The sequence below is a fragment of the Paenibacillus sp. PL2-23 genome (genome assembly GCF_040834005.1).
Taxonomy (GTDB): Bacteria; Bacillota; Bacilli; order Paenibacillales; family Paenibacillaceae; genus Pristimantibacillus.
The window spans coordinates 4,055,062-4,078,864 of record NZ_CP162129.1 but is presented as its reverse complement, the minus strand read 5'-3'; the positions used below and the strand labels follow the sequence as shown (position 1 = coordinate 4,078,864).

19 protein-coding genes are annotated in these 23,803 nt (G+C 54.0%); 16 read left to right on the top strand and 3 right to left on the bottom strand.

Annotated elements, in window-relative coordinates; genetic code table 11:
- The first annotated feature begins 134 nt into the window (after positions 1 to 134).
- The 7 genes from sigI (at position 135) to AB1S56_RS17835 (ending at position 11,920) form a co-directional block, all read left to right on the top strand.
- Entirely contained in the window at positions 135 to 938 is an 804-nt protein-coding gene (sigI, locus tag AB1S56_RS17865) for an RNA polymerase sigma factor SigI (RefSeq protein WP_340868332.1), read from the top strand.
- The gene (locus AB1S56_RS17860; RefSeq protein ID WP_340868329.1) at positions 935 to 2,305 is read left to right on the top strand and encodes an anti-sigma factor domain-containing protein; all 1,371 of its coding nucleotides are present in this window, start codon (positions 935 to 937) and stop codon (positions 2,303 to 2,305) included. The genes sigI and AB1S56_RS17860 overlap by 4 nt, the downstream gene beginning before the upstream one ends.
- 153 nt (positions 2,306 to 2,458) lie before the next feature.
- A complete protein-coding gene (locus AB1S56_RS17855) occupies positions 2,459 to 3,847 on the top strand; it encodes an ATP-binding protein (protein ID WP_340868325.1) in 1,389 nt (462 codons plus the stop codon).
- Positions 3,848 to 3,912: 65 nt separating this feature from the next.
- Complete coding sequence (locus AB1S56_RS17850) at positions 3,913 to 5,424, top strand: leucyl aminopeptidase (protein WP_340868323.1); 1,512 nt, start codon at positions 3,913 to 3,915, stop codon at positions 5,422 to 5,424.
- Between the two features lie 246 nt (positions 5,425 to 5,670).
- On the top strand, positions 5,671 to 8,583 hold the full coding sequence (locus AB1S56_RS17845) for a 2-oxoglutarate dehydrogenase E1 component (RefSeq protein ID WP_340868321.1): 2,913 nt from the start codon (positions 5,671 to 5,673) through the stop codon (positions 8,581 to 8,583).
- 6 nt (positions 8,584 to 8,589) lie between these two features.
- Positions 8,590 to 9,864, top strand: coding sequence for a 2-oxoglutarate dehydrogenase complex dihydrolipoyllysine-residue succinyltransferase (odhB, locus tag AB1S56_RS17840; protein ID WP_340868320.1), 1,275 nt, complete (start codon positions 8,590 to 8,592; stop codon positions 9,862 to 9,864).
- A 178-nt stretch (positions 9,865 to 10,042) separates the two neighbouring features.
- Positions 10,043 to 11,920 carry a PAS domain S-box protein gene (locus AB1S56_RS17835; RefSeq protein ID WP_340868318.1) on the top strand — a complete coding sequence of 626 codons (1,878 nt, stop codon included), beginning with the start codon at positions 10,043 to 10,045 and terminating at the stop codon, positions 11,918 to 11,920.
- Here the strand turns inward: AB1S56_RS17835 and AB1S56_RS17830 are convergent.
- A complete protein-coding gene (locus tag AB1S56_RS17830; RefSeq protein WP_340868317.1) occupies positions 11,850 to 12,722 on the bottom strand; it encodes an AraC family transcriptional regulator in 873 nt (290 codons plus the stop codon). The genes AB1S56_RS17835 and AB1S56_RS17830 overlap by 71 nt on opposite strands.
- A gap of 163 nt (positions 12,723 to 12,885) precedes the next feature.
- Between AB1S56_RS17830 and AB1S56_RS17825 the strand changes: the two genes are divergently transcribed.
- From AB1S56_RS17825 to AB1S56_RS17810, 4 genes are all read left to right on the top strand, one after another.
- Positions 12,886 to 14,022: a Gfo/Idh/MocA family oxidoreductase gene (locus AB1S56_RS17825; RefSeq protein WP_340868316.1), complete on the top strand. Its 1,137-nt coding sequence runs from the start codon at positions 12,886 to 12,888 to the stop codon at positions 14,020 to 14,022.
- Positions 14,019 to 15,095: a Gfo/Idh/MocA family oxidoreductase gene (locus AB1S56_RS17820; RefSeq protein WP_340868315.1), complete on the top strand. Its 1,077-nt coding sequence runs from the start codon at positions 14,019 to 14,021 to the stop codon at positions 15,093 to 15,095. The genes AB1S56_RS17825 and AB1S56_RS17820 overlap by 4 nt, the downstream gene beginning before the upstream one ends.
- 109 nt (positions 15,096 to 15,204) lie before the next feature.
- Positions 15,205 to 15,906, top strand: a complete 702-nt coding sequence (locus tag AB1S56_RS17815; RefSeq protein WP_340868312.1) for an SDR family NAD(P)-dependent oxidoreductase — start codon at positions 15,205 to 15,207, stop codon at positions 15,904 to 15,906.
- A gap of 30 nt (positions 15,907 to 15,936) precedes the next feature.
- The gene (locus AB1S56_RS17810) at positions 15,937 to 16,593 is read left to right on the top strand and encodes a ThuA domain-containing protein (protein ID WP_340868311.1); all 657 of its coding nucleotides are present in this window, start codon (positions 15,937 to 15,939) and stop codon (positions 16,591 to 16,593) included.
- Positions 16,594 to 16,649: 56 nt separating this feature from the next.
- On the opposite strand, the gene AB1S56_RS17805 is transcribed toward AB1S56_RS17810, so the two are convergent.
- Positions 16,650 to 16,868, bottom strand: coding sequence for a hypothetical protein (locus AB1S56_RS17805; protein WP_340868310.1), 219 nt, complete (start codon positions 16,866 to 16,868; stop codon positions 16,650 to 16,652).
- Between the two features lie 57 nt (positions 16,869 to 16,925).
- Positions 16,926 to 18,185: an acetylornithine/succinylornithine family transaminase gene (locus AB1S56_RS17800; protein WP_340868309.1), complete on the bottom strand. Its 1,260-nt coding sequence runs from the start codon at positions 18,183 to 18,185 to the stop codon at positions 16,926 to 16,928.
- Positions 18,186 to 18,397: 212 nt separating this feature from the next.
- Here AB1S56_RS17800 and kduI point away from each other — a divergent pair, with 212 nt between their 5' ends.
- The 5 genes from kduI (at position 18,398) to AB1S56_RS17775 (ending at position 23,801) form a co-directional block, all read left to right on the top strand.
- On the top strand, positions 18,398 to 19,228 hold the full coding sequence (gene kduI, locus AB1S56_RS17795) for a 5-dehydro-4-deoxy-D-glucuronate isomerase (RefSeq protein ID WP_340868308.1): 831 nt from the start codon (positions 18,398 to 18,400) through the stop codon (positions 19,226 to 19,228).
- A 37-nt stretch (positions 19,229 to 19,265) separates the two neighbouring features.
- Complete coding sequence (locus AB1S56_RS17790) at positions 19,266 to 20,060, top strand: DeoR/GlpR family DNA-binding transcription regulator (RefSeq protein WP_340868307.1); 795 nt, start codon at positions 19,266 to 19,268, stop codon at positions 20,058 to 20,060.
- Between the two features lie 2 nt (positions 20,061 to 20,062).
- Positions 20,063 to 20,818: a 2-dehydro-3-deoxy-D-gluconate 5-dehydrogenase KduD gene (gene kduD, locus AB1S56_RS17785; protein ID WP_340868306.1), complete on the top strand. Its 756-nt coding sequence runs from the start codon at positions 20,063 to 20,065 to the stop codon at positions 20,816 to 20,818.
- Between the two features lie 1,187 nt (positions 20,819 to 22,005).
- The gene (locus tag AB1S56_RS17780; protein ID WP_340868304.1) at positions 22,006 to 23,001 is read left to right on the top strand and encodes an ABC transporter ATP-binding protein; all 996 of its coding nucleotides are present in this window, start codon (positions 22,006 to 22,008) and stop codon (positions 22,999 to 23,001) included.
- The gene (locus AB1S56_RS17775; RefSeq protein WP_340868302.1) at positions 22,998 to 23,801 is read left to right on the top strand and encodes an ABC transporter permease; all 804 of its coding nucleotides are present in this window, start codon (positions 22,998 to 23,000) and stop codon (positions 23,799 to 23,801) included. Before AB1S56_RS17780 ends, AB1S56_RS17775 begins: the two co-directional genes overlap by 4 nt.
- Positions 23,802 to 23,803: the final 2 nt, after the last annotated feature.

Genomic DNA, 23,803 nt, shown 5'->3' with positions numbered 1-23,803 from the left:
CTATTGAAAGTTATGGCGCCTCCCTCGCGGAGGCTTTCTTTTTGCGGCAGCGTTCAAATTAAAAAATTTTCATGATACCCCCACAAACGCTCATCGGGGAGACGAACACATATATTAGCGAGGTGGAGCGGTTGTTGCTGATCCTGTTGAAGCGGTTCCTGCGGAAATCGGTTCCCTCGAGCTCGGAGCTCAAGCTGGGACCGGAGCAGTATATTGCAAAAATAAGACAAGGCGAAGAAGCGTTAAGAGAGCAGTTCATCGCCCAGTATTCACCATACATAGCCAAAGTGACAAGCAGATTTTGCAAACGGTATATCGATCCCTCCGCGGATGATGAATTCAGCGTCGCGCTGGTCGCCTTTAACGAAGCGATCAATCAATTCGACAGCGCGGCAGGCTCATCGTTCCTTGGATTTGCCAAAACCGTCATTCAACGTCGGCTTATTGACCATGCCCGAAAAGAGAAGCGGCATCTTCAGACCGTTCCATATAGCGCTTTCGACTCCGATGCAGAAGATGGATCGACGTACAATGCGCTCGAAAACAAACAGTCGCTGCAGGCCTATGACGCTGCGAGCAGCGAGGCGGAGCGCCGCATGGAAATTGAAGAGCTGAATCACGAGCTGGAGCTGTACGGAATTACGTTTATGGAGCTGGTGGAGCTATCCCCGAAGCATGCCGACTCAAGGGCGATGCTGCTCCATATATCCGCTGTTCTGGCTGGAGACAATCGATGGATGGAGGGCCTCAGGCTAACGCAAAAGCTTCCCATCAAGGAGCTGATGGAAGCGTGCGGCGTGTCGCGCAAGACGCTTGAGCGCAATCGTAAATATATTATCGCCATAGCTATTATTCGATCGGGCGTTTATCCGTTTATGCAGGATTATTTGGGTACTGCCCGGGAGCATGACACACTGGAGAAGGAGGTGAGCAGATGAAGCGGGGAATCGTTATGAGCATTCATGAGAGTCATGCCGTTGTGATGACATCGGACGGCCAGTTTCTGCGCGCGCCGCTTCAAGGCTCGCCTCGAATCGGAGAAGAGCTTGTCTTCGAGGAGGAAGCCTCCAGGCCGTCGCGCCGAGCGGCTCGCAGCCGCCTGTATTCGTATGCTGGAGCGGCAGCTATGCTCTGTGTGCTGCTGGTCTCCGGACTGTTCTACGCCTTCCAGGCTTCCAATCCGGTTGTAGCCTATCTGACGATGGATATTAACCCCAGTATCGAGATTGGCGTTGACGGCAAGGAGCGCGTGCGGAATGTCCGGGCTTTGAATGAGGATGGAGCGCGAATTATTGAAAATATCGATTATAAGGGCGAAAGCTTGGAGAGCGTCGCTGCCGCTATTCTGGAGAGGGCGCGCTTAGCTCATTATTTGGATACCCCGCGCAAGGAGATTCTAATCACCAGTATTCTGTTAACCGGCAAGCAAACGTTCGGAACGGAATTCGAGCAGCTGCTGACAGACAAGCTGGACGAGAGGCTGAAGCAATGGCTGGCCGAGCATGGCAGCCAGCTGCCGGATGTAACGATTACGACCTTGTCCGCGCCGGAGGAGCTGAGGGCCGAAGCTGACGCGAATGGCTTGTCCACGGGCAAGATGGCCGTCTACCTGATGGCCAAGGAGGAGGGCTATGAGGGGGACCTGGCAGAGCTGAAGGAGAAGCCGATCGATGTATGGACGGAGCCGGTGGGTGGAGTAGATACGCTTGTGAAGCCGGAGTCCAGCAGCGATGTCTCTACCAAGCAGAGGCTTCAAGAGCTGCTCGTCAAGGAGCGGCAGGAGGCCGAGGGTAAAAAGGCGGCGGAGGCCGCGAAGGCGACTTCTCGCCCGTCGACGGTACCGGCGGCTCCTGCAGCTGTCAAGCCGTCGACTAAGCCTGCTTCCAAGCCTGTTGCTTCGGTAAAGCCCTCCCCGGCCAATGGGAAAAAAGGCGATGACGACGATGAGGATGAGGACGACGATCGAGACGGGAATAACCGAGATAATGGTAGCCGCGATAACAACGATAAAAACAGCAAAAACGACAAAAACAGCAAAAATGACAATGACAGAGATAGCGACAAGAATAACAAGGACGACAAAAACAACAAGAACAACAGGGATGACACTAAGAATCGCGAGAAGGACGACGATGATGATCGGGACGAGGATGACGACGACGATCGCGATTCCGGCAAGGGAAAGAGCAGCAATGATGGTGACCGCAAGAAGGATGATAAAAGGTCAGACAGGGACGAGGACAAGGATGATGATGACGACAGGGACGATAATGATCGGAGAGGGAACGATAGAAATCGCGATTAGCCCGCCTTATTTTCGCAAAAAATCGGTCTTCGGACACGCATAATTCGACAGTATTTCCGATTGACAGTCTTTGTCAGCTAATCCTATGATAAGTGGTAAGTGTACAGGCAGTTCATGTGTATGATGGATTGCAATGCCGGGGAGGAGTAACAGATGCAAGCCATTCGAAAGCGTTATTTCCCGGCGCTTGCCGAATATATCCGAGGTGGTAAGGACGCGTCTCTTCATCAAGCGAATGAGCTGGGCAAACAGCTCTTTGGGTACAACCAGGAGGAAGTGCTGGCTGTTCACGAGGAGTGTGTGCAGGAGCTTGCCGCAGCTGTCGATTCGAAGGAAGCGGCGAAGATCTACCATCGCTCTTATATCTTTCTGACGGAGTTGATGGTAATTAGCCGTTTCGAATCAGGATGCATGGAGAATAGGGAGCAATCGGCGCTGGAAGAGAAGGCGATAAGACTGCGGGAGCTGATGCCGAAGTCCGACCGGTCCTTTGAACGAGTGAAGAACAAGTACGAAAATGTGCTTCAGCACATGGATAGCGGGATCGCGCTGTTCGACAGCGACGGGCTTTTGTCATTTATTAACGTTCAAATGGCGAAGCTGCTGGATATTCCGCGAAAAATGCTTGTAGGCTGTAATATTCGAGAAATCTTTCTTCATCGAGAGCTTAAGATCAGCACAAAAAGAACCATCCTTCGGCTATACCGGGAAATGTTCATGAAGAGAAGCCGCTATTATGAATTTCAGCACAAGGACGGGAAGCACTTGCTGGCGACCGTCACCTACGGCGATCAGCTGGATGGGGATTTCCTAATCAGCGTCAAGGACGTATCGGAATATAAGCAAATTGAACAAAGCGCCCTGCAGAACGACAAGCTGGCCATGCTGGGCAAGATCGCCGCGGCCATCGCGCATGAGATTCGTAATCCGCTGACAAGCATCAGAGGTTTTATTCAGCTGCTGCGGCCGTATCTGCTGGAGGTGGGCAAGGAGGAATACGCTCGCATTATTCTGACGGAGATTGACAGGGCGAACAATATTATTTATGAGTTTTTGAATTCCTCCAAGCCTTCCGCTCCTATGAAGCAGGCCACCTCGATCGAGCATCTTATTCGAGAAGTGGTGATGCTGACGGAAAGTGAATCGCTTCTGCGAAATTGTGAAATTACGGTAGAATCCCAATTGTCTGACGCTATGGTCTCCATTGATATCAAGCAGGTGAAGCAGGTCATTCTGAATCTGCTCAAAAACGCCCTTGATGCCGTGGAAGAGGTGCGGCACAACCGCAGAGGAAAAATCGATATTTTGCTAAGCAGCGACGGGCAATATGTACGCGTTATCATTAAGGATAACGGCAATGGTATGGACAAGGCGACGATGAGCAGGCTGTTCGATCCCTTCTTCACAACCAAGGAAGAGGGCACGGGCTTGGGCTTGTCGGTCAGCTATCGGATTATCCGAAATCATGGCGGCGCGATCCGCGTGGACAGCCAGGTCGGCGATGGAACGGAATTCAGCATCTATTTGCCTTTGGCGGAATAAACCTTTAGAATCGAATCGGGACCTTGCGTCCCTTTTTTTCATATTCGGAAATCGGGGGAACTCCAATGGAAACATCATTTGTATGGTCATCGAACCGGGTGGGCGAAGCTCCAGAAGCGGTCATCCGACTTATAACGGAGGAAGAGCTGAAGGGAAGCGGCGCTCTTGTGGAGCCGAGCATCGACAAGCAGCTTCGCCGCTCCTGCGAGAAGGGCTTGTTCATGGCTAAGCCTGGACAGACGGAGGTCTATTCAACGCTTGGCTTAATAGAGGCGCCTTCCGTATTATTCGTCGGCTGCTCTTCTGGCGGAGGGCTGGGCGAGCTGCGGCTCGCGGCCGCGGCAGCGGCCAAGGCTGCCAGAGGCGTGAAGGCGGCCAGCGCCGAGCTTGTACTCTGCGCATCCGTATTCGGAGAGGAGTTGGAGCGGCATGGCATCGAAAGCGTCGCTCAGGCGATGACGGAAGGCCTGCTTCTGGCGCTCCACGACCGTCAGCCGCTAAGACGGGAGGAGAAGGAGCGATTCGCTCTAAGCGAAGTTGTGTTCCGCCCGGAGGAGGGCTTCCTGGCTTCAGCCGATGATCGTGCGGCATGGGACAGAGGAACGGCAAGAGGCAAGGTGCTGGCAGGCTCGGTAGCATATGCCAGAGATTTAACGAATCTTCCAGGCAACGATCTGACGCCTGAACGGCTTGCGTTCCTGGCGGAAGACCTCGCAGCGGCATACGAACTGGACATCGAGGTCATTGACGAGTGGACGGCCGCTGAGCAGGGAATGGGCGGCTTGCTGGCTGTGGGGCAGGGCAGCGTCAATCCGCCTCGCATGATCATTCTGCATTATAAGGGAGCTCCAGATTCCCAGACAACCTGGGGCTTGATCGGCAAAGGCATTACATTCGATACGGGCGGCATCTCGCTGAAGCGTGGACTTGGCATGGAGGATATGATATCCGATATGGCAGGAGCTGCGGCGGTGCTGGGCGCGCTGCGCGCTATTGCTGAGCTGCAGGCGGCAGTTAATATTGTCGCAGTTATACCCGCTGCGGAGAACATGCCGTCGGATCGCGCGTTCAAGCCTGGCGATGTCATTCGCACCTTGAGCGGCTATACCGTCGAGATTGTCAATTGCGACGCGGAGGGCAGGGTTGTGCTTGCCGACGGGATGACTTCGGCGATACGCAGAGGGGCGACCAAGCTGATTGATGTGGCGACGCTGACGGGCGCCGTCATGTCTGCGCTTGGCTTCGAGGCAACGGGAGCCATCACAAACAATGATTCCTTGATGACGGACGTGCTGCGCGCGTCGGAGCGTGCGGGCGAGCGAATCTGGCAGCTTCCGGCCTACCCGGAATACATGAAGGATCTGCGCAGCGACGCGGCGGATCTGAAGAATAGCGGCAGCCGGTACGGAGCGGCCAGCAAGGCGGGGATGTTCATTGGACACTTTGCTGAAGGTCTGCCTTGGGTGCATCTGGATATTGCAGGCACTTCCTGGCTGGAAGCAAGCCGCGGCTACGAGCCCAAAGGCGCGACGGGCGTGATGGTGCGCACACTCGTCGAGCTGACGACGGGGGAATAGCCTGGCTCGTTGCTGTCGAGATTGATTATTAATGCTAGAAATGCATGAAACCGATGCCAATATGATTATGGATGGCTGGCGTTTATTGTACTAAAATATGAAGAAGCTACGCTAAGGAAGGAAAATAGCGTGTAGGCTTCTTCTTTTCTCTTTTTGAAAGACAGGAGCAGCGGCGGCGATGAATGGAATGGTCCGCCATGTAAAACACTAGGATGGTTATGAATAGAGAGGGTGGAATTTTCTGCAATGAGCATCCATGATGAGCGCAACTCTTCGCCTTGGAGAAGCTACTATGGTCCCAATCTTGGTTATGTGCAGGAGCAATACGAGCTGTTCCTGAACGATCCGAATGCCGTTGAAGCATCGGTTCGCGAATTGTTTCAACTGTGGGGAGCGCCGCCCGCCGCGAACGACGCTTCGCCTAAGTCCGCAGCGCCTGCTGTTGCGGCAGCTCCGGCAGGGGTATCGGCAGCAGCCAGCGGTCCAATTGACAGCAATATGCTTAAGAAGGTCGTTGCCGCGCATCAGCTCATGCTGAACATTCGCAGATACGGCCATTTGGGCGCGGACATTAATCCGCTTGGCATCAGCCAGAGAGCGGATACGAAGCTGCTTGAGCCGGCGACGTTCGGCTTGACGCAGGACGATCTGGCTTCTATTCCAGCAGCTCTGATCTGGGATAACGCCCCTGCGGATGTCGCAAACGGCTGGGAAGCGATTCTGCGTCTCAGAGAGATTTACACCCGTTCGGCCGCATACGAATTTACGCACATTCACGACGAGAATGAGCGCACATGGCTTCACAAGCAGGCGGAGTCCGGTTCCTTCCCAGCGCCATTGTCCGCCAGAGAGAAGGAAGCGCTGCTGGAACGCCTGATGCAGGTGGAGCAGTTCGAGGCCTTCATTCACAAGACGTTTGTAGGTCAAAAACGGTTCTCGATCGAAGGCGTTGACATGCTCGTGCCTATTCTGGACGAGATCATCCGCGCAGTTGCCCATGACGGGGCCCATGAAATTCTGATCGGCATGGCGCATCGCGGACGCTTGAACGTGCTTACGCATGTGCTTGGCAAGCCGTACGACAAAATTTTCTCCGAGTTCCATCATTCTCCGAATAAGGAGCATGTGCCTTCCGAAGGCTCGATGGGCATTAATTACGGCTGGTCCGGCGACGTCAAATATCATTTGGGCGCTGATCGCGCGTTCACAGAAGGCGAGACGGTTCGCGCAAGAGTAACGCTCGCGAACAACCCGAGCCATCTTGAATTTGTAAATCCGGTCGTGGAGGGCTTCACGCGCGCCGCACAGGAAGACCGCTCGAAGCCTGGCTTCCCTGAGCAGGATCTGCACAACGCGGTTACGGTGTGTGTGCATGGCGATGCTGCGTTTATCGGCGAAGGCATTGTTGCCGAGACGTTGAACTTCAACAATCTGCAAGGCTACCGCAACGGCGGTACGCTTCATATTATCGCGAATAACCGAGTAGGCTTCACGACTAACAGCGTGGATTCCCGCTCCACCTACTACGCCAGCGATTTGGCCAAAGGCTTCGATATTCCGATCGTCCACGTCAATGCGGATGACCCGGAAGCCTGTCTGGCGGCGGTTAGACTCGCCAGCGAATATCGTCTGCGCTTCCAGAAGGGCTTCGTTATCGACTTGATCGGCTATCGCCGCTACGGCCATAACGAGATGGACGATCCCGATGCAACGCAGCCGCTTGTGTATCCGAAGGTTCGCAATCATCCAACTGTTGCGACGCTGTACGCCAACATGCTGAAGGATGCAAAGGAAGTAACGGAGGAGCAAGTGGAGCAGCTTCGCGAGAAGACGGCAAACGCTCTGCAAGCCGGCTACGACGCCATGAAGGCATGCGAAGGCAAGCCTCATGTGCAAGTGGCGCACGAGTCCGGCTTAATCGTGCCTGAGGATGTAGCAACAGCGGTGCCGATGGAAACGCTGAAGGAAATTAACCTGGAGCTGCTGAACCGTCCGGAAGGCTTCACGGAGTATTCGAAGCTCCAGCGTATTCTGCAGCGCCGCGCAACCAGCCTGAACGACGGAGAGAAGCTGGATTGGGCCCATGCGGAGGCGCTGGCGTTCGCGACCATCCTTGCGGATGGAACGCCGATTCGCCTTAGCGGACAGGACTCCGAACGCGGCACCTTCGCTCATCGCCATATCATGCTGAACGACAACGCGACGGGAGAGAAGTTCTCACCGCTTCATATGTTCCCGCAGGCGAAGGCTTCCTTCGCCGTGCATAACAGCCCATTGTCTGAAACAGCGGTTCTGGCGTTCGAATACGGCTACAATGTATTTGCTCCAGAGACGTTCGTCATCTGGGAAGCGCAATTCGGCGATTTCGCCAACGTTGCGCAGGTGATCTTCGACCAGTTTATGGCTGCAGGCCGTGCGAAGTGGTCGCAGAAGTCAGGCATCGTTATTCTGCTGCCGCATGGTTATGAAGGCCAAGGTCCGGAGCATTCCAGCGCTCGCCTGGAGCGCTTCCTGCAGCTCTCGGCTGACAACAACTGGACGGTCGCGAACCTGACGACTTCGGCGCAATACTTCCATCTGCTGCGCAAGCAGGCGGCTATGCTGAAAGGCGACAACGTACGTCCGCTTGTGCTGATGGCGCCGAAGAGCTTGCTGCGGAACCCGCGTGTCGCGTCGCACGGCGTGGAATTCAGCGAAGGCTCCTTCAAGCCGGTACTGCCGCAATTCAGCTTCACAGAGACAAAAGCGGCCAAGGAAAAGGTCAAACGCCTGCTTCTGGGCTCCGGCAAGGTGATGGTCGACGTGGCCGAAGCTATGTCTTCCGCCAACGAAGGCGATTACGACTGGCTGCGTGTCGCTCACGTCGAGCAGCTGTATCCGCTGCCTGCGGCCGAGCTTGAGCGCGTAATCAGCCAGTTCCCTAAGCTCGAAGAAATTGTTTGGGTGCAAGAGGAACCAAAAAATCAAGGCTCCTGGTTCTACATGGAACCACGTCTGCGTGAGCTGGCGCCGGGCAAAGTGAAGGTTCGCTACATCGGTCGTCCGGACCGCGCAAGTACAGCGACGGGCCATCAGGAGATTCACGCATTAGAACAGAATGCAATTATTTCTTCCGCTTTGAATGGGCAGCCATTCGAATCGAGTTTGGTGAGGGGGTAGCAACAAATGGCAGATATTATTGTACCGGAGCTGGGAGAATCTATCTCCGAAGGAACGATTACGAAGTGGTATGTGAAGGAAGGCGACTCTGTCAATCAAGGCGACGTTCTTCTGGAGCTTGAGACGGATAAAGTAAACATCGAGATCAGCGCGGACAGCAGCGGCGTTGTATCCAAAATCGCAAAATCGGACGGCGAGGTTGTGCTTGTAGGCGAGGCGATCGGTTCCATCGGCGCCTCCTCCGGCGCTCCAGCAGCGGCACCAGCGCCGGCTGCGGAAGCTCCTAAGGCGGCTGAAGCGCCTGCGGCGGCAGTATCCGCTCCAGCAGCTGCGCCTGCAGCCGCAGCGGTTGCTTCCTCCGCGGCATCGGTTAATGCATCCCCTGCGGCGCGCAAGCTTGCGCGTGAGCAAGGGATTGACCTGACGCAGGTTAATGGCAAAGACGGTATCGGACGCATCTATCCGGATGACGTTCGCTCCCATGGCGTACAAGCTCCAGCTCCTGCTGCACCGGCAGCGGCGCCTGCGCAAGCGGCGGCACCAGCTCCAGCGGCGCCAGCAGCCAGCGCGAACGGCGGCAAGCCGGTTGAGCGCAAGCGCATGTCTCGTCGCCGCGCGACAATCGCGAATCGTCTGGTAGAAGCGCAGCGGACGGCAGCGATGCTGACAACGTTCAACGAAGTGGACATGACGGCGATTCTGGATCTTCGCAAGCGTCGCAAGCAATCCTTCTTCGACAAAAACGAAGTGAATCTTGGCTTTATGTCCTTCTTCACCAAGGCTGTTGTAGGCGCGTTGAAGCAGTTCCCGCTGCTGAACGCGGAAATCGACGGCGAAGATATCGTCGTGAAGAAGTTCTACGATATCGGCATTGCGGTATCCGCCAAAGAAGGCCTTGTCGTGCCAGTCGTACGTGACGCGGATCGCCTTGGCTTCGCCGAGATTGAGAAGAACATCGTTGATCTGGCGAAAAAAGCGCGCGCGAACACCTTGTCGCTCAGCGATCTTCAAGGCGGCAGCTTCACGATTACAAATGGCGGCGTATTCGGCTCCCTGCTGTCCACTCCGATCCTGAACACGCCGCAAGTCGGCATTCTGGGCATGCATAAGATTCAGCTTCGTCCAGTTGCCATTGACGAGACTCGTATGGAGAATCGTCCAATGATGTACATTGCGCTTTCCTACGATCATCGTATCGTAGATGGCAGCGAAGCGGTTCGCTTCCTCGTAGCCATCAAGGAAATGCTGGAGGATCCGGAGCAGCTGCTGCTTCAAGGCTAATCCAATCACATTCATCTCCTAAGCCACTGACTATCCCATGGGTAGACAGTGGCTTTTTTGGCATACTCATATCCATAACGATTTGTTAATTTCCCCCATGGTGCAGGAAGTTGCAGGATATTCGTGGAAGATATGAGAGAAGAATGACACCTTATCAACGCTTGTGGGAGGGAATGTGATGGCTGGGACGATACAGGAGCAAATCATGCTTGAAAGCAAAAAAAGATTTGAAGGTTTCGTTCATGGCTTGCCGGATGGCGTAATTGTGTATTCGGATGATCAGATTCTGTTCGCAAATGATGCGGCCATGAAGCTGCTTGGAGCAAGGGATCGCAGGGATGTCGAGGGGAAGCCGATTCTGCTTTTTATCCAGGAGGAGGAGCTCCAGTCGGTGACAAATGACAGGGCTGATCAAGAGCTTCCGCAGGGGACAGCATCCAAGCCAGCTTACCGTCAATTGATCCGCTGCGACGGAGAGAGCCTGACGGCGGATATTTGCTCTATGGCTATCGAATACGATGGCAGCCATGCGATCCAGCTTATTATTCGCGATTTATCCCCATGGATTCATGTCGAGGAGAAGCTGTCGGAGAAGGATGATTTGTACAAGACGCTGGTGGAGAGCGTGATGGCTGGTGTGTTCGTAGAGCAGAATCAGGCAATCGTCTACGCCAACCCCTATCTTCTGAATATGTTTGGCTATCGTATGGAAGAGCTGAGCCATATGAAATTAAGTGATTTTGTTGATGAGGAAGAGCTGGTTGTATTTGATCATCGCGAGTTTTTTTTGAATGGGACGGACCGCAGGCCATTTCCTTTCAAGGTGAAGGGCAGGCGGAAGGACGGCGCGGTGATTCATATGGAGGGTAATTGCTCCTCCATTATGTTCAACGGTGAGCAAGCGCTGCTGGGGACCATCCAGGAGGTGACGCAGAAGCACGAGAAGGAGATGCTGCTGCTTCAGAACGCTAAGCTGTACCAGCGCATGCTGCGATACATTCCGGAGCCGATATTCATCACCTATGCGGGACAGGTGCTGTATGTCAACCGCAATGCGATGGATATGCTGGGCATTTCCGACGAGTTGCGAATGATCGGGCGTAATTTGTATGATTTCGTTCATGAGAGCGATCGGGAGATGGTGAAGGCGGAGATTAACCGCACTTACACGACGGACGAGCCATCCTTCTTCAAGGAAGCCCGGATGGTATGGAACGGAGAGCTTCTGATGGAGGTAGAGGGATCCAATGTGCGGATTGATCATTATATGGGCAAAAGCGTTGTGCTGAGCGTAATCCGGGATTTGACGGATCGGAAGCGGGCAGAGGAGCGCCTGCTGCGCTCTGAGAAGCTCTCGGTTATCGGCCAGCTGGCGGCTGGCGTCGCTCATGAGATCCGAAACCCCTTGACCGCGCTCAAAGGCTTTACACAGCTGCTACGCGCCAGGTATAGGGATGAATCCGCTTATTTCGATATTATGGCCGACGAGCTGGATCGCATTAATCTGATTGTTAACGAGTTTATGACGCTTGCCAATCCGCATTGGACGCCTTACCGGCATTGCGATGTGGAAGGAATTATTCAAAGCGTGCTTTCCGTTCTGGATACCCAGGCAATCCTGCTGGATGTCGAAATTGATTGTCAGCTCGCCAACGGGCTCCCGGCCATATACTGCAATGAAAATCAGCTGAAGCAGGTATTCCTGAATGTTATCAAAAATGCGATTGAAGCGATGCCGGATGGCGGCCGAGTGGTCATCATGGCGAGAGAGGTTGCTTATATCGTCGGCCCTCAATTGCAAATATGCATTCAGGACGAAGGCTCCGGCATGCCGGAGGAGCTGATCCGCAGGCTCGGAGAGCCGTTCGTCACGACCAAAGAAAAGGGAACCGGCTTAGGCTTGATGGTCTGCACTCGCATTATTGAGGCGCATCAAGGAACGCTTCACATCCGCCGCGGGAGAGAAAGAGGCACGATCGTCGAGATTACTCTTCCCTTGCTGTCCCACGCTGAGGCTGTGCCAGCTGATGGCGCTTCCGATACTGCTCCGGCGTAAGCTCCGTCTGATCCTTGAATACGCGGCTGAAGTGTGACGGATGCTTAAAGCCAACATCATACCCGATTTCGGTAATGCTTTTATCGGATTGAATAAGCTGAAGCTTCGCTTCATATATGCGACGATGCATCAGAAATTGAAAGATGGTCATCCCGGTAATTTCCTTAAAGGTTTTGGCCAAATAATATTTGCTGAGGTGAAGCCTTGCTTGAAGCAGCTCCAGCGTAACCTCCTCGGCGAAATGTGCGTCCAGGTCAGAGATCAGGGACTGCACATGGCGTTCCTTGGAGGAAGGAAAAGCGGGTATGGCTTGAAGCGGCTGCTCGCACAGCTCGCGGATCTGCAGCATGAGGTCCAGAAACAGCGCATGGAAGCGATGAAGGGCGTTTGGGGACGAGTCATTGAAAAGCGCTTCCAATTTATCCAAGGAGGCTTCGATCTCCTCCTTGGCTTCGCCTCTCAGCTGCAGCCGAACGTTGTGCAGCCTGCGGAACGGCGTCATCAGATCGTCGCAATAGGCAGGCTGAATCTGCTGTCTGAAGTAATGGGGATCGAAGTGCACAATTGTTCTGTGGTAGGCTACATCGGGATCCGCATGCGCCTTGTGCAGCGTCATCCCGTGCATAAGCAGCATATCTCCAGGCTCCAATACGTAGATGCGGTCATTAATTAAATAATTGGCTTTGCCGCCTCGGAAATAATAAATTTCGTAATGAGAATGGGAATGATATGGAAGATTATAATTGAAGCTGGAAGTTGTTCCTATTGTAAATGGAGTTTTAATTTGATGGATGGAATTCATCGGTACGCCCCCTCATCACTACCCTCATTATACACCAACCAGAGTCAAATAAAAGATGAATTCGGCTAATGCGGAAAAAGCGGGGGGAGCAAGGTACATGCTACGATACGTATATGAATTCGGGCTACAGCTAGCATTCCAATTGCGAGAGGAAGAGGCAAATATGAGCGTCGTACGATTAGGTATTATTGGACTGGGCAATATGGGCAAGGGACATATCGGCTATTTGAACAGGGGCGAGGTTAAAGGCGTCAAGCTGACGGCTGTGAGCGACAGCGCTCAGGCTGGACTGGATTGGGCAACGGAGCATGCGGGAGAGGGCGTTGCTTTGTTCTCCGATCCGCATGAGCTGATGGATTCCGGTCTTGTGGATGGCGTATTGATCGCAACACCACATTATTCCCATCCAGAGCTGGCGATCGCATGCTTCGAGAGAGGGCTGCATGTTCTGGTGGAGAAGCCGGCTGGTGTCTATACGAAGCAGGTTAGGGAGATGAACGAAGCGGCCGCTCGCACGAGTGTGGTGTTCAGCATGATGTACAACCAGCGGACCAATCCGCTGTATCAGAAGCTGAAGGATCTGGTGGACAGCGGAGAACTGGGCGAGATCAGAAGAACGAACTGGATTATTACGAATTGGTATCGCTCCCAAAGCTATTATGACTCCGGTACATGGCGCGCAACCTGGGCTGGCGAGGGCGGCGGCGTTCTGCTGAACCAGGACCCGCATCAGCTGGATTTGTGGCAATGGACAATTAATATGATGCCGAAGCGAGTGCGCGCTTTCTGTTACTTCGGCAAGCACCGCAACATTGAGGTGGAGGACGATGTGACGGCTTTCGTAGAATATGAGAACGGAGCGACTGGCGTATTCGTCACATCTACCGGGGAAGCGCCAGGCACGAATCGTCTGGAGATCAGCGGCGACCGCGGCAAGGTTGTGATTGAAGACAATAAGCTCGTATTCTGGAGAAACCGAGTGTCCGAACGGGAGTTCAACGCGACATACAAGGGCGGCTTCGGACAGCCTGAATGCTGGAAATGCGAAATCCCTGTGAAAGGCACAAATCCTGATCATAAAGGCATTACGCAAAACTGGGTCAACGCGATTCTCCACGGCGAGAAGCTGATTGCTCCCGGGGAAGAGGGTATCAAGGGTTTAATGCTGTCCAACGCGATGCTGCTGTCCACCTGGAAGGATGATTGGGTGGAGCTGCCGATCGACGAGGATCTCTATTATGAGAAATTGCAGGAGAGAATTGCAAATTCCTCCTTCAAGAAGGAGGAGACACTGGCATGAGCAAGTCTGATGGCATGAATTATGCGCCGGAAGGAACAGTACGGCGCGTTGTGGAGAAGGGCGAGTTCGTCTTCGCCGCTATGAATTTGGATCATGGCCATATCTATGGCATGTGCAATGGGCTGATCGAGGCGGGTGCGGAGCTGAAGTGGGTGTATGACGCCGATCCCGCCAAGGTGGAAGACTTTGTAAGCAAATATCCTGGCGTTAAAGCCGCTGCCTCGCAGGAGCAAATATGGGAGGATGCCGAGGTGCAGCTTGTGGCCGCGGCAGCCATTCCTTCCGAGCGTGGTCCGCTAGGCGTCAAGACGATGCGGAGCGGGAAGCATTATTTTACCGATAAGGCGCCGTTCACCACGCTGGAGCAGCTTGCGGAGGCCAGAGAGGCTGCAGAGCAAACCGGCAAAAAGTATGCGGTGTATTACAGCGAGCGCCTGCATGTTGAAAGCGCCGTATACGCCGGAGAGCTGATTCAAGCGGGCGCTATCGGACGCGTCGTGCAGGTGCTGGGTCTTGGACCGCATCGCCTCAATGCGCCTTCACGCCCGGGCTGGTTTTTTGAGAAGGAGAAGTACGGCGGCATTCTATGCGACATTGGCTCGCATCAGGTTGAGCAGTTCCTTTATTTTACAGGGAATAAGGAAGCTAAGGTGCTGAACAGCAAAGTCGCCAACTACGCGAATAAGGATTATCCGGAGCTGGAAGACTTCGGCGATATGACGCTGGTTGGCGAGAACGGCGCAACAGGCTACTTCCGCGTCGATTGGCTGACACCGAATGGTCTTGGCACATGGGGCGACGGGCGTATGCTTATTATGGGCACGGAAGGGTACATCGAGCTTCGCAAATACATTGACATCGCAAGAGATCGGGAAGGCGATCAGCTGTATTTGGTCAACGGAGAAGGCGAGAAGCATATGCAATTAAGCGGCAAGGTAGGCTTTCCTTTCTTCGGTGGACTCATTCTGGACTGCTTGAACGGCACGGAGCATGCGATGACACAGGAGCATGCTTTCAAAGCCGCGGAATTATCGCTGATCGCCCAGCGAGACGCGTTACGTATTGAAGGCTAATAGCAGGTGAGACTGCCCCATGGAACCGGTTGCGCGGTGCCATGGGGCAGTGTTAGTATAGGGGCGGATATACGATAGGCGAAGAGTGACAAGCAGGGGAGGAGATCATATGGAGCTGCTGATTACCGGTGCCAACCGGGGGCTGGGCTGCGAGCTTGCGGCCGAGGCGGCAAGAAGAGGCCACCGCGTCTGGGCGGGAGTCCGTAATCCAGAATCGTTATCGGAGTCGTTGTCAGCCTTGCGGACGCTGTATCCGCAGCAGGTTATCGCGCTGGCGCTTGACGTAACGGAGGAGGCCAGCATCGCCCAAGCCAGAAGCGTCCTTGAGCGCCAGGCGGGCGCTCTGGACGGGATCATTAATAATGCGGCGGTTCTGCTTGGGCGGGAGCAGAAGCTGGAGGAGCTTGATATGGATCAGATGGAGATGTCGGTGCAGACCAATCTGTACGGTCCCCTCATGGTCCTGAAGCATTTCCTGCCGCTGCTCCGCAAAGGCCGGCAGCAGGCGATTATCAATATCAGCTCTGAAGCGGGCAGTATGACGCATGCTTATGCCGGAGATTATGCCTATGGCATAACCAAAGCGGCGTTAAACATGTTCACCGCGCAGCTTCGTTCTGAGCTTGCCAAGCTGGATTATGCCGTCTACGCGGTACATCCTGGATGGATTCGCACGGATATGGGCGGCCAGCAGGCGACCGGCGACGCCGCCGAGGCGGCAGCCAGCATAATGGATTTAGCGGAGCGGAAGCAGTTGCCGGCAGAGGGCGCTTGGTTTATTGATCGGCATGGAGCATCCATGGAGCTTTAGTACAGTAAAAGACAGCGGAGGTGGTGCGGAATGAACCTATGGGCTTACGTCGGCGATTTCTATCATCGCGGGGAGCTTGCAAGAGCCGCGCTCCAAGGAGCGTTCGCTGAAGGTCTAGGGGCGGGAAGCGTCCAGCTGCGTCTAGCCGACACGCCTGAGCAGTTTGTCGAGGGGCTGGCAGGGAGGCCAGATGCGGCCGTCCTGTTCGCCGAGAATCGGCTTGACCCGGAGAACGATGCGGAGAAGCTGTGGATGAACGAGCAGCATGCTGCGGCCATTGTACAATATGTAGAGGAGGGCGGAGGCTGGCTGGCTTGGCATTCGGGCCTGGCGTCCTATCCGCCTGATGGTCTCTACACGGCACTGCTCAAAGGTTATTTTGTGTCGCATCCGGCAGAGCATCAGCTCGTCCGGTACGAGCCTGCAGGCAGCTCCCGCCTAGCTCTGGAGACGATGGAGCTGCTTGACGAGCATTATTTTGTAGCGTGCAGGGAGAATGAGACAGAGGTGTTCCTCAGCTCCTCTTCCGTGGACGGCAGCTCGGTTGCGGGCTGGAGACATCGGGCTGGGGCTGGTCGCGTATGCTGTTTGACGCCTGCTCACCGTAAGGAAGGGCTGTCCGACAGCCGGTTCCTGGGTCTGCTGAGGGCGTCCATATGCTGGACGGCAGGAGACGCCATTCTATAGCAAAGTCCGATTGACGCCTGCATGGAGAGGAAGCCTCCCTTGCAGGCGTTTGTGATTTAAGCGCGGAAAGCCGCGAACGTATGCTTCAGCATCTGCGGTCCCGCCATATTGAAGGCAATGCTGAACCATTCGGAGTGGGTCATCAGCTTGCCAATGAGATAGAAGGCGGTTCCTCCAATTAATTCGAACGCGATAAATTCCTTCCACTTCCATGCGGGTATAATATAGACCGTAAAGCAGTCCCTTCTTCCGGCCTTATTCCATCGGTTCAACAAGACAAAGCCCTCCTGGCGCACACGCGTTACGATTCAAAATATCGTATGCGGAGCGGCTTATCCATCATGACTGGATAATAGGTGGTCGAAGGCAAGACGTAATATCGAGACCATTGCTTCGATATGCTGGGTCTGCACGATGAGGGCGGGCATCAGCCTGATTGTGGACGCTCTCGTCGCGTTAATAAGCAGCCCTCGCTCCATACATGCCGAGGCGAGCTTCGGCGCCATACCTTCCGGCACATCGAACGCAATGAGCAGGCCTTTGCCGCGCACGTCTGTGATGGGATAAGTCGCAGTCAGCTCCTCCAGCCTGCTGATCAGCTCATGGCCATGCTTGTCGGCACTGGCAGCCAAATCCCGCTCCAGCAGCTCCTGCAGCACCGCCAGTCCGGCTGCCATACCGAGCGGCTGTCCTGTATACGTGCCTCCTTGATCGCCAGGCTGGAACAGATCGAATCTGGCCTTGGTCAGCATCGCGGAGAGCGGAAAGCCTGCACCAATTCCCTTGCCCAGCGTAAGAATGTCGGGTTGAATTCCGTAATGCTCGTAGGCGAACAGCTTGCCGGTTCGGCCCAGGCCGGTCTGCACCTCGTCGAAGATTAGAAGGATGCCGTACATATCACATATTTTGCGCAAGCCGTAGAGGTAGGCCTCGCTTAACGCATGTACGCCTCCTTCGCCCTGCACAAGCTCCACCATAATAGCGCAGGTCCGGTTCGTGACCGCGGCGAAGCAAGCGTCGAGATCGTTGATCGGCACATGAATGAAGCCGTCAACCTTAGGCGCGAACAGCGGTCCCCACTGCGGCTTGCCCGTAGCCGACATCATGGCAAGCGTGCGTCCATGGAAGCTGTTCGTCAGCGTAATGATCTCGCAGGCGCCGTCCAGATGAAGCGCGCCGTGCTTGCGGGCCAGCTTCACGGCGCTTTCGTTCGCCTCTGCCCCCGTGCTGGCGAAGAAAACTTTGTCCATACCGCTGACTTGGCATAGCAGCTCGGCGAATTTCACCTGGGGCTCATTATAGAACCCGGGACTGGCGTGCACTAGCTGGGACGCTTGCCGGGCGAGCGCTTCCTGAAGCACTGCCGGGGAATGGCCAAGGCTATTCACCGCCCAGCCTCCAATAAAGTCGAGATAGCCTTTGCCTTCTGTATCGTAGATCATCATGCCTTCGCCTCTCGCCATGACGATATCCGGGCGGTTCGCGGTGAAGAGGATATGTTGTTTGGCCGCTGCCAGCAATTCGTCCGTTGGCTGAAGGGATGGCTGCTCTATGTCCAGTGTGTGATGGCTGAGGGAGACGCTTGCGTTCACTATGAATCACTCCGATCCTTGGGATTATAATGTATAAATATACAACAACATGAATTTGTATGCAAGTTTCGAATGACATTGTGATACTGAGGGGTTGGATGTATTATTTTGTTCTTTTTAAGTTTGAAAATGTGTGTTATATTGTATTCGAACACAAACAAACGAACTCATACAGTTACATGAGTTTCTCAATTATGAGGAGGTAATAAAGAATGGAAGTTCGTCACACAACTAATCCAACGGATGTTAAGCAATACGATACGACGCGTCTGCGTCAGGAGTTTTTGATCCCAACGCTGTTCGAGGAAGGCCAGATCAAGATGGTCTATACACATTATGATCGTATGGTAGTGGGAGGCGCCCAGCCGATTGGTGAAGAGCTGGTTCTGGAAGCGGCTGCTACGCTGAAAACGGAATATTTCCTTGAGCGCCGCGAGATCGGCTTCCTGAGCATCGGAGGTCCGGCCGTTATTACTGTCGACGGAGAAGCTTACGAGCTGGACAAGCTTGATGTATTGTACGTTGGTAAAGGCAAGCGCGACGTGAAGCTGGCGAGCAAGGACTCCGCCAACCCGGCCAAGCTGTACTTCTGCTCCGCACTGGCGCATGCTGAGCTGCCAACTCGCAAGATGACGAGAGAGGAAGCAAATCCGCTGAACCTCGGCTCCCAGGAAACGTCGAACGAACGTGTCTTGTACAAATATATTCACGCAGACGGGATTCAAAGCTGCCAGCTGATGCTGGGCGTGACAAGCCTGCAGGCCGGAAGCGTATGGAACACAATGCCTTCCCATGTGCATGACCGCCGTATGGAAGCGTATCTGTACTTCGATATGGCTGAAGAGACGCGCGTCTTCCATATGATGGGCGAGCCTTCGGAGACGAGACATCTGGTTGTAGCGAATGATCAGGCTATTATTTCGCCGCCATGGTCCATCCACTCCGGCGTAGGCACAAGCAATTACACCTTCTGCTGGTCGATGGCCGGCGAAAATTATACATTTACCGATATGGATGTTGTTCAGGCTAGCGAACTGAAGTAGAATGGCTCCATGAACCATTCACGGAGGGGGAAGCCGGATGCTTGCGGCTGAGAGACATCGCATCATATTGGAGAGGCTGGAGCAGAGCGGCGCCGTCAAGGTATCGGAGCTGAGCGAGCTGTTCCAGGTAACCGAAAAGACGGTGCGCGAGGATCTGGAGAAGCTGGAGGAGAAGGGGCTGCTCCGGCGTACACACGGCGGAGCCGTTATGGAGCAGGGCAACGAGGACAGCCTGCTCCCTCTTCAAATTCCGAATGCGAAGCACCAGCAAGAGAAGGCGGCTATTGCTGAGCTGGCGCTAAGCTGCATCGAGCCGAATGATATTATTGCGCTGGATGCCGGAAGCTCAACACTGGAGCTGGCCAAGCTTCTGCCGAACATGCCGCTGACGGTGCTGACCAACGATTTGCTCATTATCCGCGAGCTGACAATGAAGGAGGCCGTCCGTCTGGTGGTGCCTGGCGGTTACCGTCATCATAATATGCTTATCGGCGGCGAATCGCAGGAGTGGATTAACCGCTTGAACATTCACAAGCTGTTCCTGTCGACGACCGGCATTCATCTGGAATATGGACTAACCATATTCACCGAGGAGCTGGCCAAGCTGAAGCGGCTGTATCTGGACAATGCCAAGCAGGTATATATTCTTGCGGATCACAGCAAGTTCGATAAGGGCGCGCTTATTACGTACGGCAGTCTGGATGAAACGTACAGCATTATTACGGATGAAGGCATCGCGCCAGAGGTGGAAGCCAAATATGCGGCAAGCGGGCTGCGAATATTGAAAGCTGAGCTGCCAAGAGGCGGCAAACGAGGGAAAGGTAAGGTGTAGAGATGGGGTTATTTGATCTGACGGGCAAACGCGCCATCGTGACGGGAGCAGGCAGAGGGCTCGGCGAGGCGATTGCCATCGGTTTGGCGGAGGCGGGCGCCGACGTAGCGCTGGTCACGAATCGCACGCCAGCGGACAAGGCGGTTGCCCGTATCCAGGCTATGGGACGCAAGGCTATTGCGATTCAAGCGGACGTAGGCGATCGTACGCAGCTTCAGGCCATCGTGGAGAAAACGATTGAAGGCCTCGGCGGTCTTGACATTCTGGTCAACAATGCAGGCATTATTCGCCGTACGCCAGCAGCCGATCACAGCTTTGAGGACTGGCAGGAGGTGCTGGACGTGAATCTCAATTCCGTCTTCGTCCTCTCCCAGCTGGCAGGCAGACATATGATCGAGCAAGGCTCGGGCAAAATTATCAACGTTGCGTCGATGCTGAGCTACCAAGGCGGCATCACCGTGCCGGGCTATACCTCCAGCAAGCACGCGGTCGCCGGCCTGACGAAGGCGCTGGCGAACGAATGGGCTGCGAAGGGGCTGCAGGTCAATGCAATTGCGCCGGGCTACATGAGCACGGACAACACCGAGGCGCTTCGCGAAGATCCGGTTCGCAGCGTTCAGATCCTCCAGCGCATCCCGGCAGGACGCTGGGGAACGTCCGAGGACCTGGTCGGTCCAGCGGTATTCCTCGCGTCGGCGGCTTCCGATTACATGAACGGCCACATTCTGGCCGTGGACGGCGGCTGGCTCGTCCGATAGGGTAAGAGATAGATAGGCTTGCAAAAAAGAGGCACAGACCTCCAAGATCATGGAGGAGACTGTGCCTCTTTGTGTTGCATGGATTCGTATTATTTTATGACAATTACCCGTAATATAATGCTTAAACAATCTAAAACGATTTGCTCGTTTCGTTGTAACGAATGGACCAATCCTCAACTAGCTAATCCCAATCCAATTACCCCGCAAATATACAGGAGTAGTTTGTTCATTCATCGCAAATGATGCCACCAACGCAACCCGTATATCATAAATTACACCATCCTCCAGATTGTTTAGTTGAGTACACAATAATGCTCACGCTGATTAAATCCGGCGTATCTGCAGCAATTTATGCTCGTTTGGTCCAATTAGGCTCAAATTGATGCAAATGTGCAGGATTTAGGTGCCTTTAACCGTATATGTCTTTGATAGCCTTCAAAATGATGCACAATCGCAGTAATTTCTACATTTGAGCAATAGACTATAAAAAATACTGTACATTTACATCAATTTCTAGCTGCCCTGCCCTGCCCCGCCCCGCACGATAGGTAACTGGTCGCCTAACGGAGATCGACAATTGTTTCAAGCGACAAAATGCTCACGCAAATGCCATTTCGGAAAATACTAATCAACTTTGCGTGTTACCAATTAAATACAGCGATTAAAATAGATACGTTGGATATAAGGAATGATGAAGCTTCTAAAATCGGAGAGGTGCCAAGCATGAGATTTAAATTTTCAAACTTAAGAATATATTTTTTGTCGATCTTAGCATTAGGTGCAATGGTTAGATTTTTAGTATATGAATACATATCATACTTAGTATCATTACACTGATTTTGATTATATTTAACATCGTTGCATCGAAAAAAGGCGAGCGGGACAAATATTACATCGTATCGTATGTTTTGCTTTTTTTCTTTACACTACTCTCGATTTTCATACAAGCAATAGAGTCATGACGACGCTATTACCCGACTGCTAGAATATGATATGTAAAAAAGATAGGACAGCCTCGACTTCGACGAAGGCTGTCCTTCTTGCTCTGCAAAAAAACACTATACATTTCCTGTAAAATCGTGTATATTCTTTTTCCCGCTATTTTTGGCAATGGACGGTAAGAGGCCGGTGATGTCGCTCTGCACGCTGCGAATCGGGCGGAATACGTACAGGAGGATATACAGGAAATGAGTCGGAACAAGGAATGGATTCGGCTGGAAGGGATCGGCAAAAGCTTTAAGGTAGCGACAAGGACGGCGGGTCTGAAGGAAGCGGCTAAGGCGCTGTTCGTTCGGAGGCATACGGTTGTGGAAGCGCTGAAGGATATTTCGTTCACCATCGGCGAAGGAGAGATTGTAGGGTATATCGGACCGAACGGCGCAGGCAAATCCACTACGATCAAAGTGATGAGCGGCATTCTAGTGCCGGACGGCGGCAGCTGCTCGGTTATGGGCTATACGCCCTGGAAGGACCGGACGGAATATGTCAAACACATCGGCGTTGTATTCGGACAGCGCTCGCAGCTATGGTGGGATGTGCCAGTTCTCGACTCCTTCGAGCTGCTAAGGGATATTTACAGGATTCCGGAGCCCAAGTATAGGCAAAATGTTGCGATGCTGACCGATATGCTAGATCTCGCATCAATCCTTCAGATGCCGGTCAGGCAGCTAAGCCTGGGGCAGCGGATGCGTTGCGAGATCGCGGCGTCGCTGCTGCACAGCCCCAAGCTCCTGTTCCTCGACGAGCCGACGATCGGACTCGACGCCGTCAGCAAGCTGGCGGTGCGCAGCTTCATCAAGACGCTGAATAAGGAGCAGGGCGTCACCGTTATTTTGACCACACATGACATGAACGATATTGAAGCGCTGGCAAGCCGCCTGCTCATGATCGGCAAAGGCTCTCTGCTCTATGACGGCTCGCTGGAGGAGCTCCGCGAACGGTTCGGCACCGGCAGAACGGTGACGGTTGATTACAGAGGATCGTCTGACCCGATCGGCATACCCGGTGCAACGCTGCAGGAATGGTCCCAGGAGCGAGCGGTCTATAGCTTCGACACGGAGGGGATCGTGCTGGCGGACATTGTGGCTGCGCTGTCCCGTTCGGTCGAGATTGTCGACATAGCGGTGGCGTCCAAGGACATCGAGGAGATGATCGTCGAGCTGTACGAGGAGCATGGGATATGAAGGCTTATGTCTCGATCTGGCGGCTTCGGTTCATCAACGGAATGCAGTACAGGGCGGCTGCTCTGGCAGGCATGGCTACCCAGCTGTTCTTCGGATTTGTATTCATTATGATCTTCGCGGCATTCTACGCGGGCAGCTCCGGCAGCGTCCCTATCTCTATGGAGGATTTGATTACATATGTGTGGCTGCAGCAGATTTTTTTATCCTTTATTATGTTATGGTTTCGCGATCAGGAGCTGTTCGAGCTTATTACGAGCGGCAATATTGCTTACGAGCTGTGCAGACCAATGGACTTGTATCCCCATTGGTATTCGAAGCTGATGGCGCAGCGGGTGGCGAGCGCGCTTCTGCGCTGCTTTCCGATCCTGCTCATCACGCTCCTGCTTCCGGAGCCGTACCGAATGGGCGTGCCGCCATCCTTGGCGTCGTTTCTTCTGTTTGTGGTCACGCTGGTGCTAGGACTGCTCGTCATTGTGGCCATCTCTATGCTCATATATATCTCGGTATTCTGGACAATGTCACCCATTGGCTCCATCCTCATGATCTCGGTTGCGGGCGAATTTCTGGCGGGGATGGTTATTCCCGTGCCGCTAATGCCGGATTGGCTGCAGACCATCGCTTACATCTTGCCGTTTCGGTGGACGGCGGACTTCCCGTTCCGCGTGTATTCCGGACATATTCCCGTATCGGAAGCGGCATGGGGTGTAGCTGTTCAGCTGTTATGGCTGGCTGCTCTCGTCATCATGGGACGATTGCTGATGCGCAAGGCGCTTCGGGCAGTTGTTGTGCAAGGAGGGTAAGA

Bases quoted from the DNA above. Each gene is read 5' to 3' on its own strand.
- AB1S56_RS17860 (WP_340868329.1), top strand. From the start codon at position 935: ATGAAGCGGGGAATCGTTATGAGCATTCATGAGAGTCATGCCGTTGTG.
- AB1S56_RS17790 (WP_340868307.1), top strand. From the start codon at position 19,266: ATGCTTGCGGCTGAGAGACATCGCATCATATTGGAGAGGCTGGAGCAG.
- AB1S56_RS17830 (WP_340868317.1), bottom strand. From the start codon at position 12,722: ATGAATTCCATCCATCAAATTAAAACTCCATTTACAATAGGAACAACT.
- AB1S56_RS17780 (WP_340868304.1), top strand. From the start codon at position 22,006: ATGAGTCGGAACAAGGAATGGATTCGGCTGGAAGGGATCGGCAAAAGC.
- kduI (WP_340868308.1), top strand. From the start codon at position 18,398: ATGGAAGTTCGTCACACAACTAATCCAACGGATGTTAAGCAATACGAT.
- AB1S56_RS17810 (WP_340868311.1), top strand. From the start codon at position 15,937: ATGAACCTATGGGCTTACGTCGGCGATTTCTATCATCGCGGGGAGCTT.
- AB1S56_RS17845 (WP_340868321.1), top strand. From the start codon at position 5,671: ATGAGCATCCATGATGAGCGCAACTCTTCGCCTTGGAGAAGCTACTAT.
- AB1S56_RS17825 (WP_340868316.1), top strand. From the start codon at position 12,886: ATGAGCGTCGTACGATTAGGTATTATTGGACTGGGCAATATGGGCAAG.
- AB1S56_RS17815 (WP_340868312.1), top strand. From the start codon at position 15,205: ATGGAGCTGCTGATTACCGGTGCCAACCGGGGGCTGGGCTGCGAGCTT.
- odhB (WP_340868320.1), top strand. From the start codon at position 8,590: ATGGCAGATATTATTGTACCGGAGCTGGGAGAATCTATCTCCGAAGGA.
- AB1S56_RS17850 (WP_340868323.1), top strand. From the start codon at position 3,913: ATGGAAACATCATTTGTATGGTCATCGAACCGGGTGGGCGAAGCTCCA.
- kduD (WP_340868306.1), top strand. From the start codon at position 20,063: ATGGGGTTATTTGATCTGACGGGCAAACGCGCCATCGTGACGGGAGCA.
- AB1S56_RS17820 (WP_340868315.1), top strand. From the start codon at position 14,019: ATGAGCAAGTCTGATGGCATGAATTATGCGCCGGAAGGAACAGTACGG.
- AB1S56_RS17835 (WP_340868318.1), top strand. From the start codon at position 10,043: ATGGCTGGGACGATACAGGAGCAAATCATGCTTGAAAGCAAAAAAAGA.
- AB1S56_RS17855 (WP_340868325.1), top strand. From the start codon at position 2,459: ATGCAAGCCATTCGAAAGCGTTATTTCCCGGCGCTTGCCGAATATATC.
- AB1S56_RS17775 (WP_340868302.1), top strand. From the start codon at position 22,998: ATGAAGGCTTATGTCTCGATCTGGCGGCTTCGGTTCATCAACGGAATG.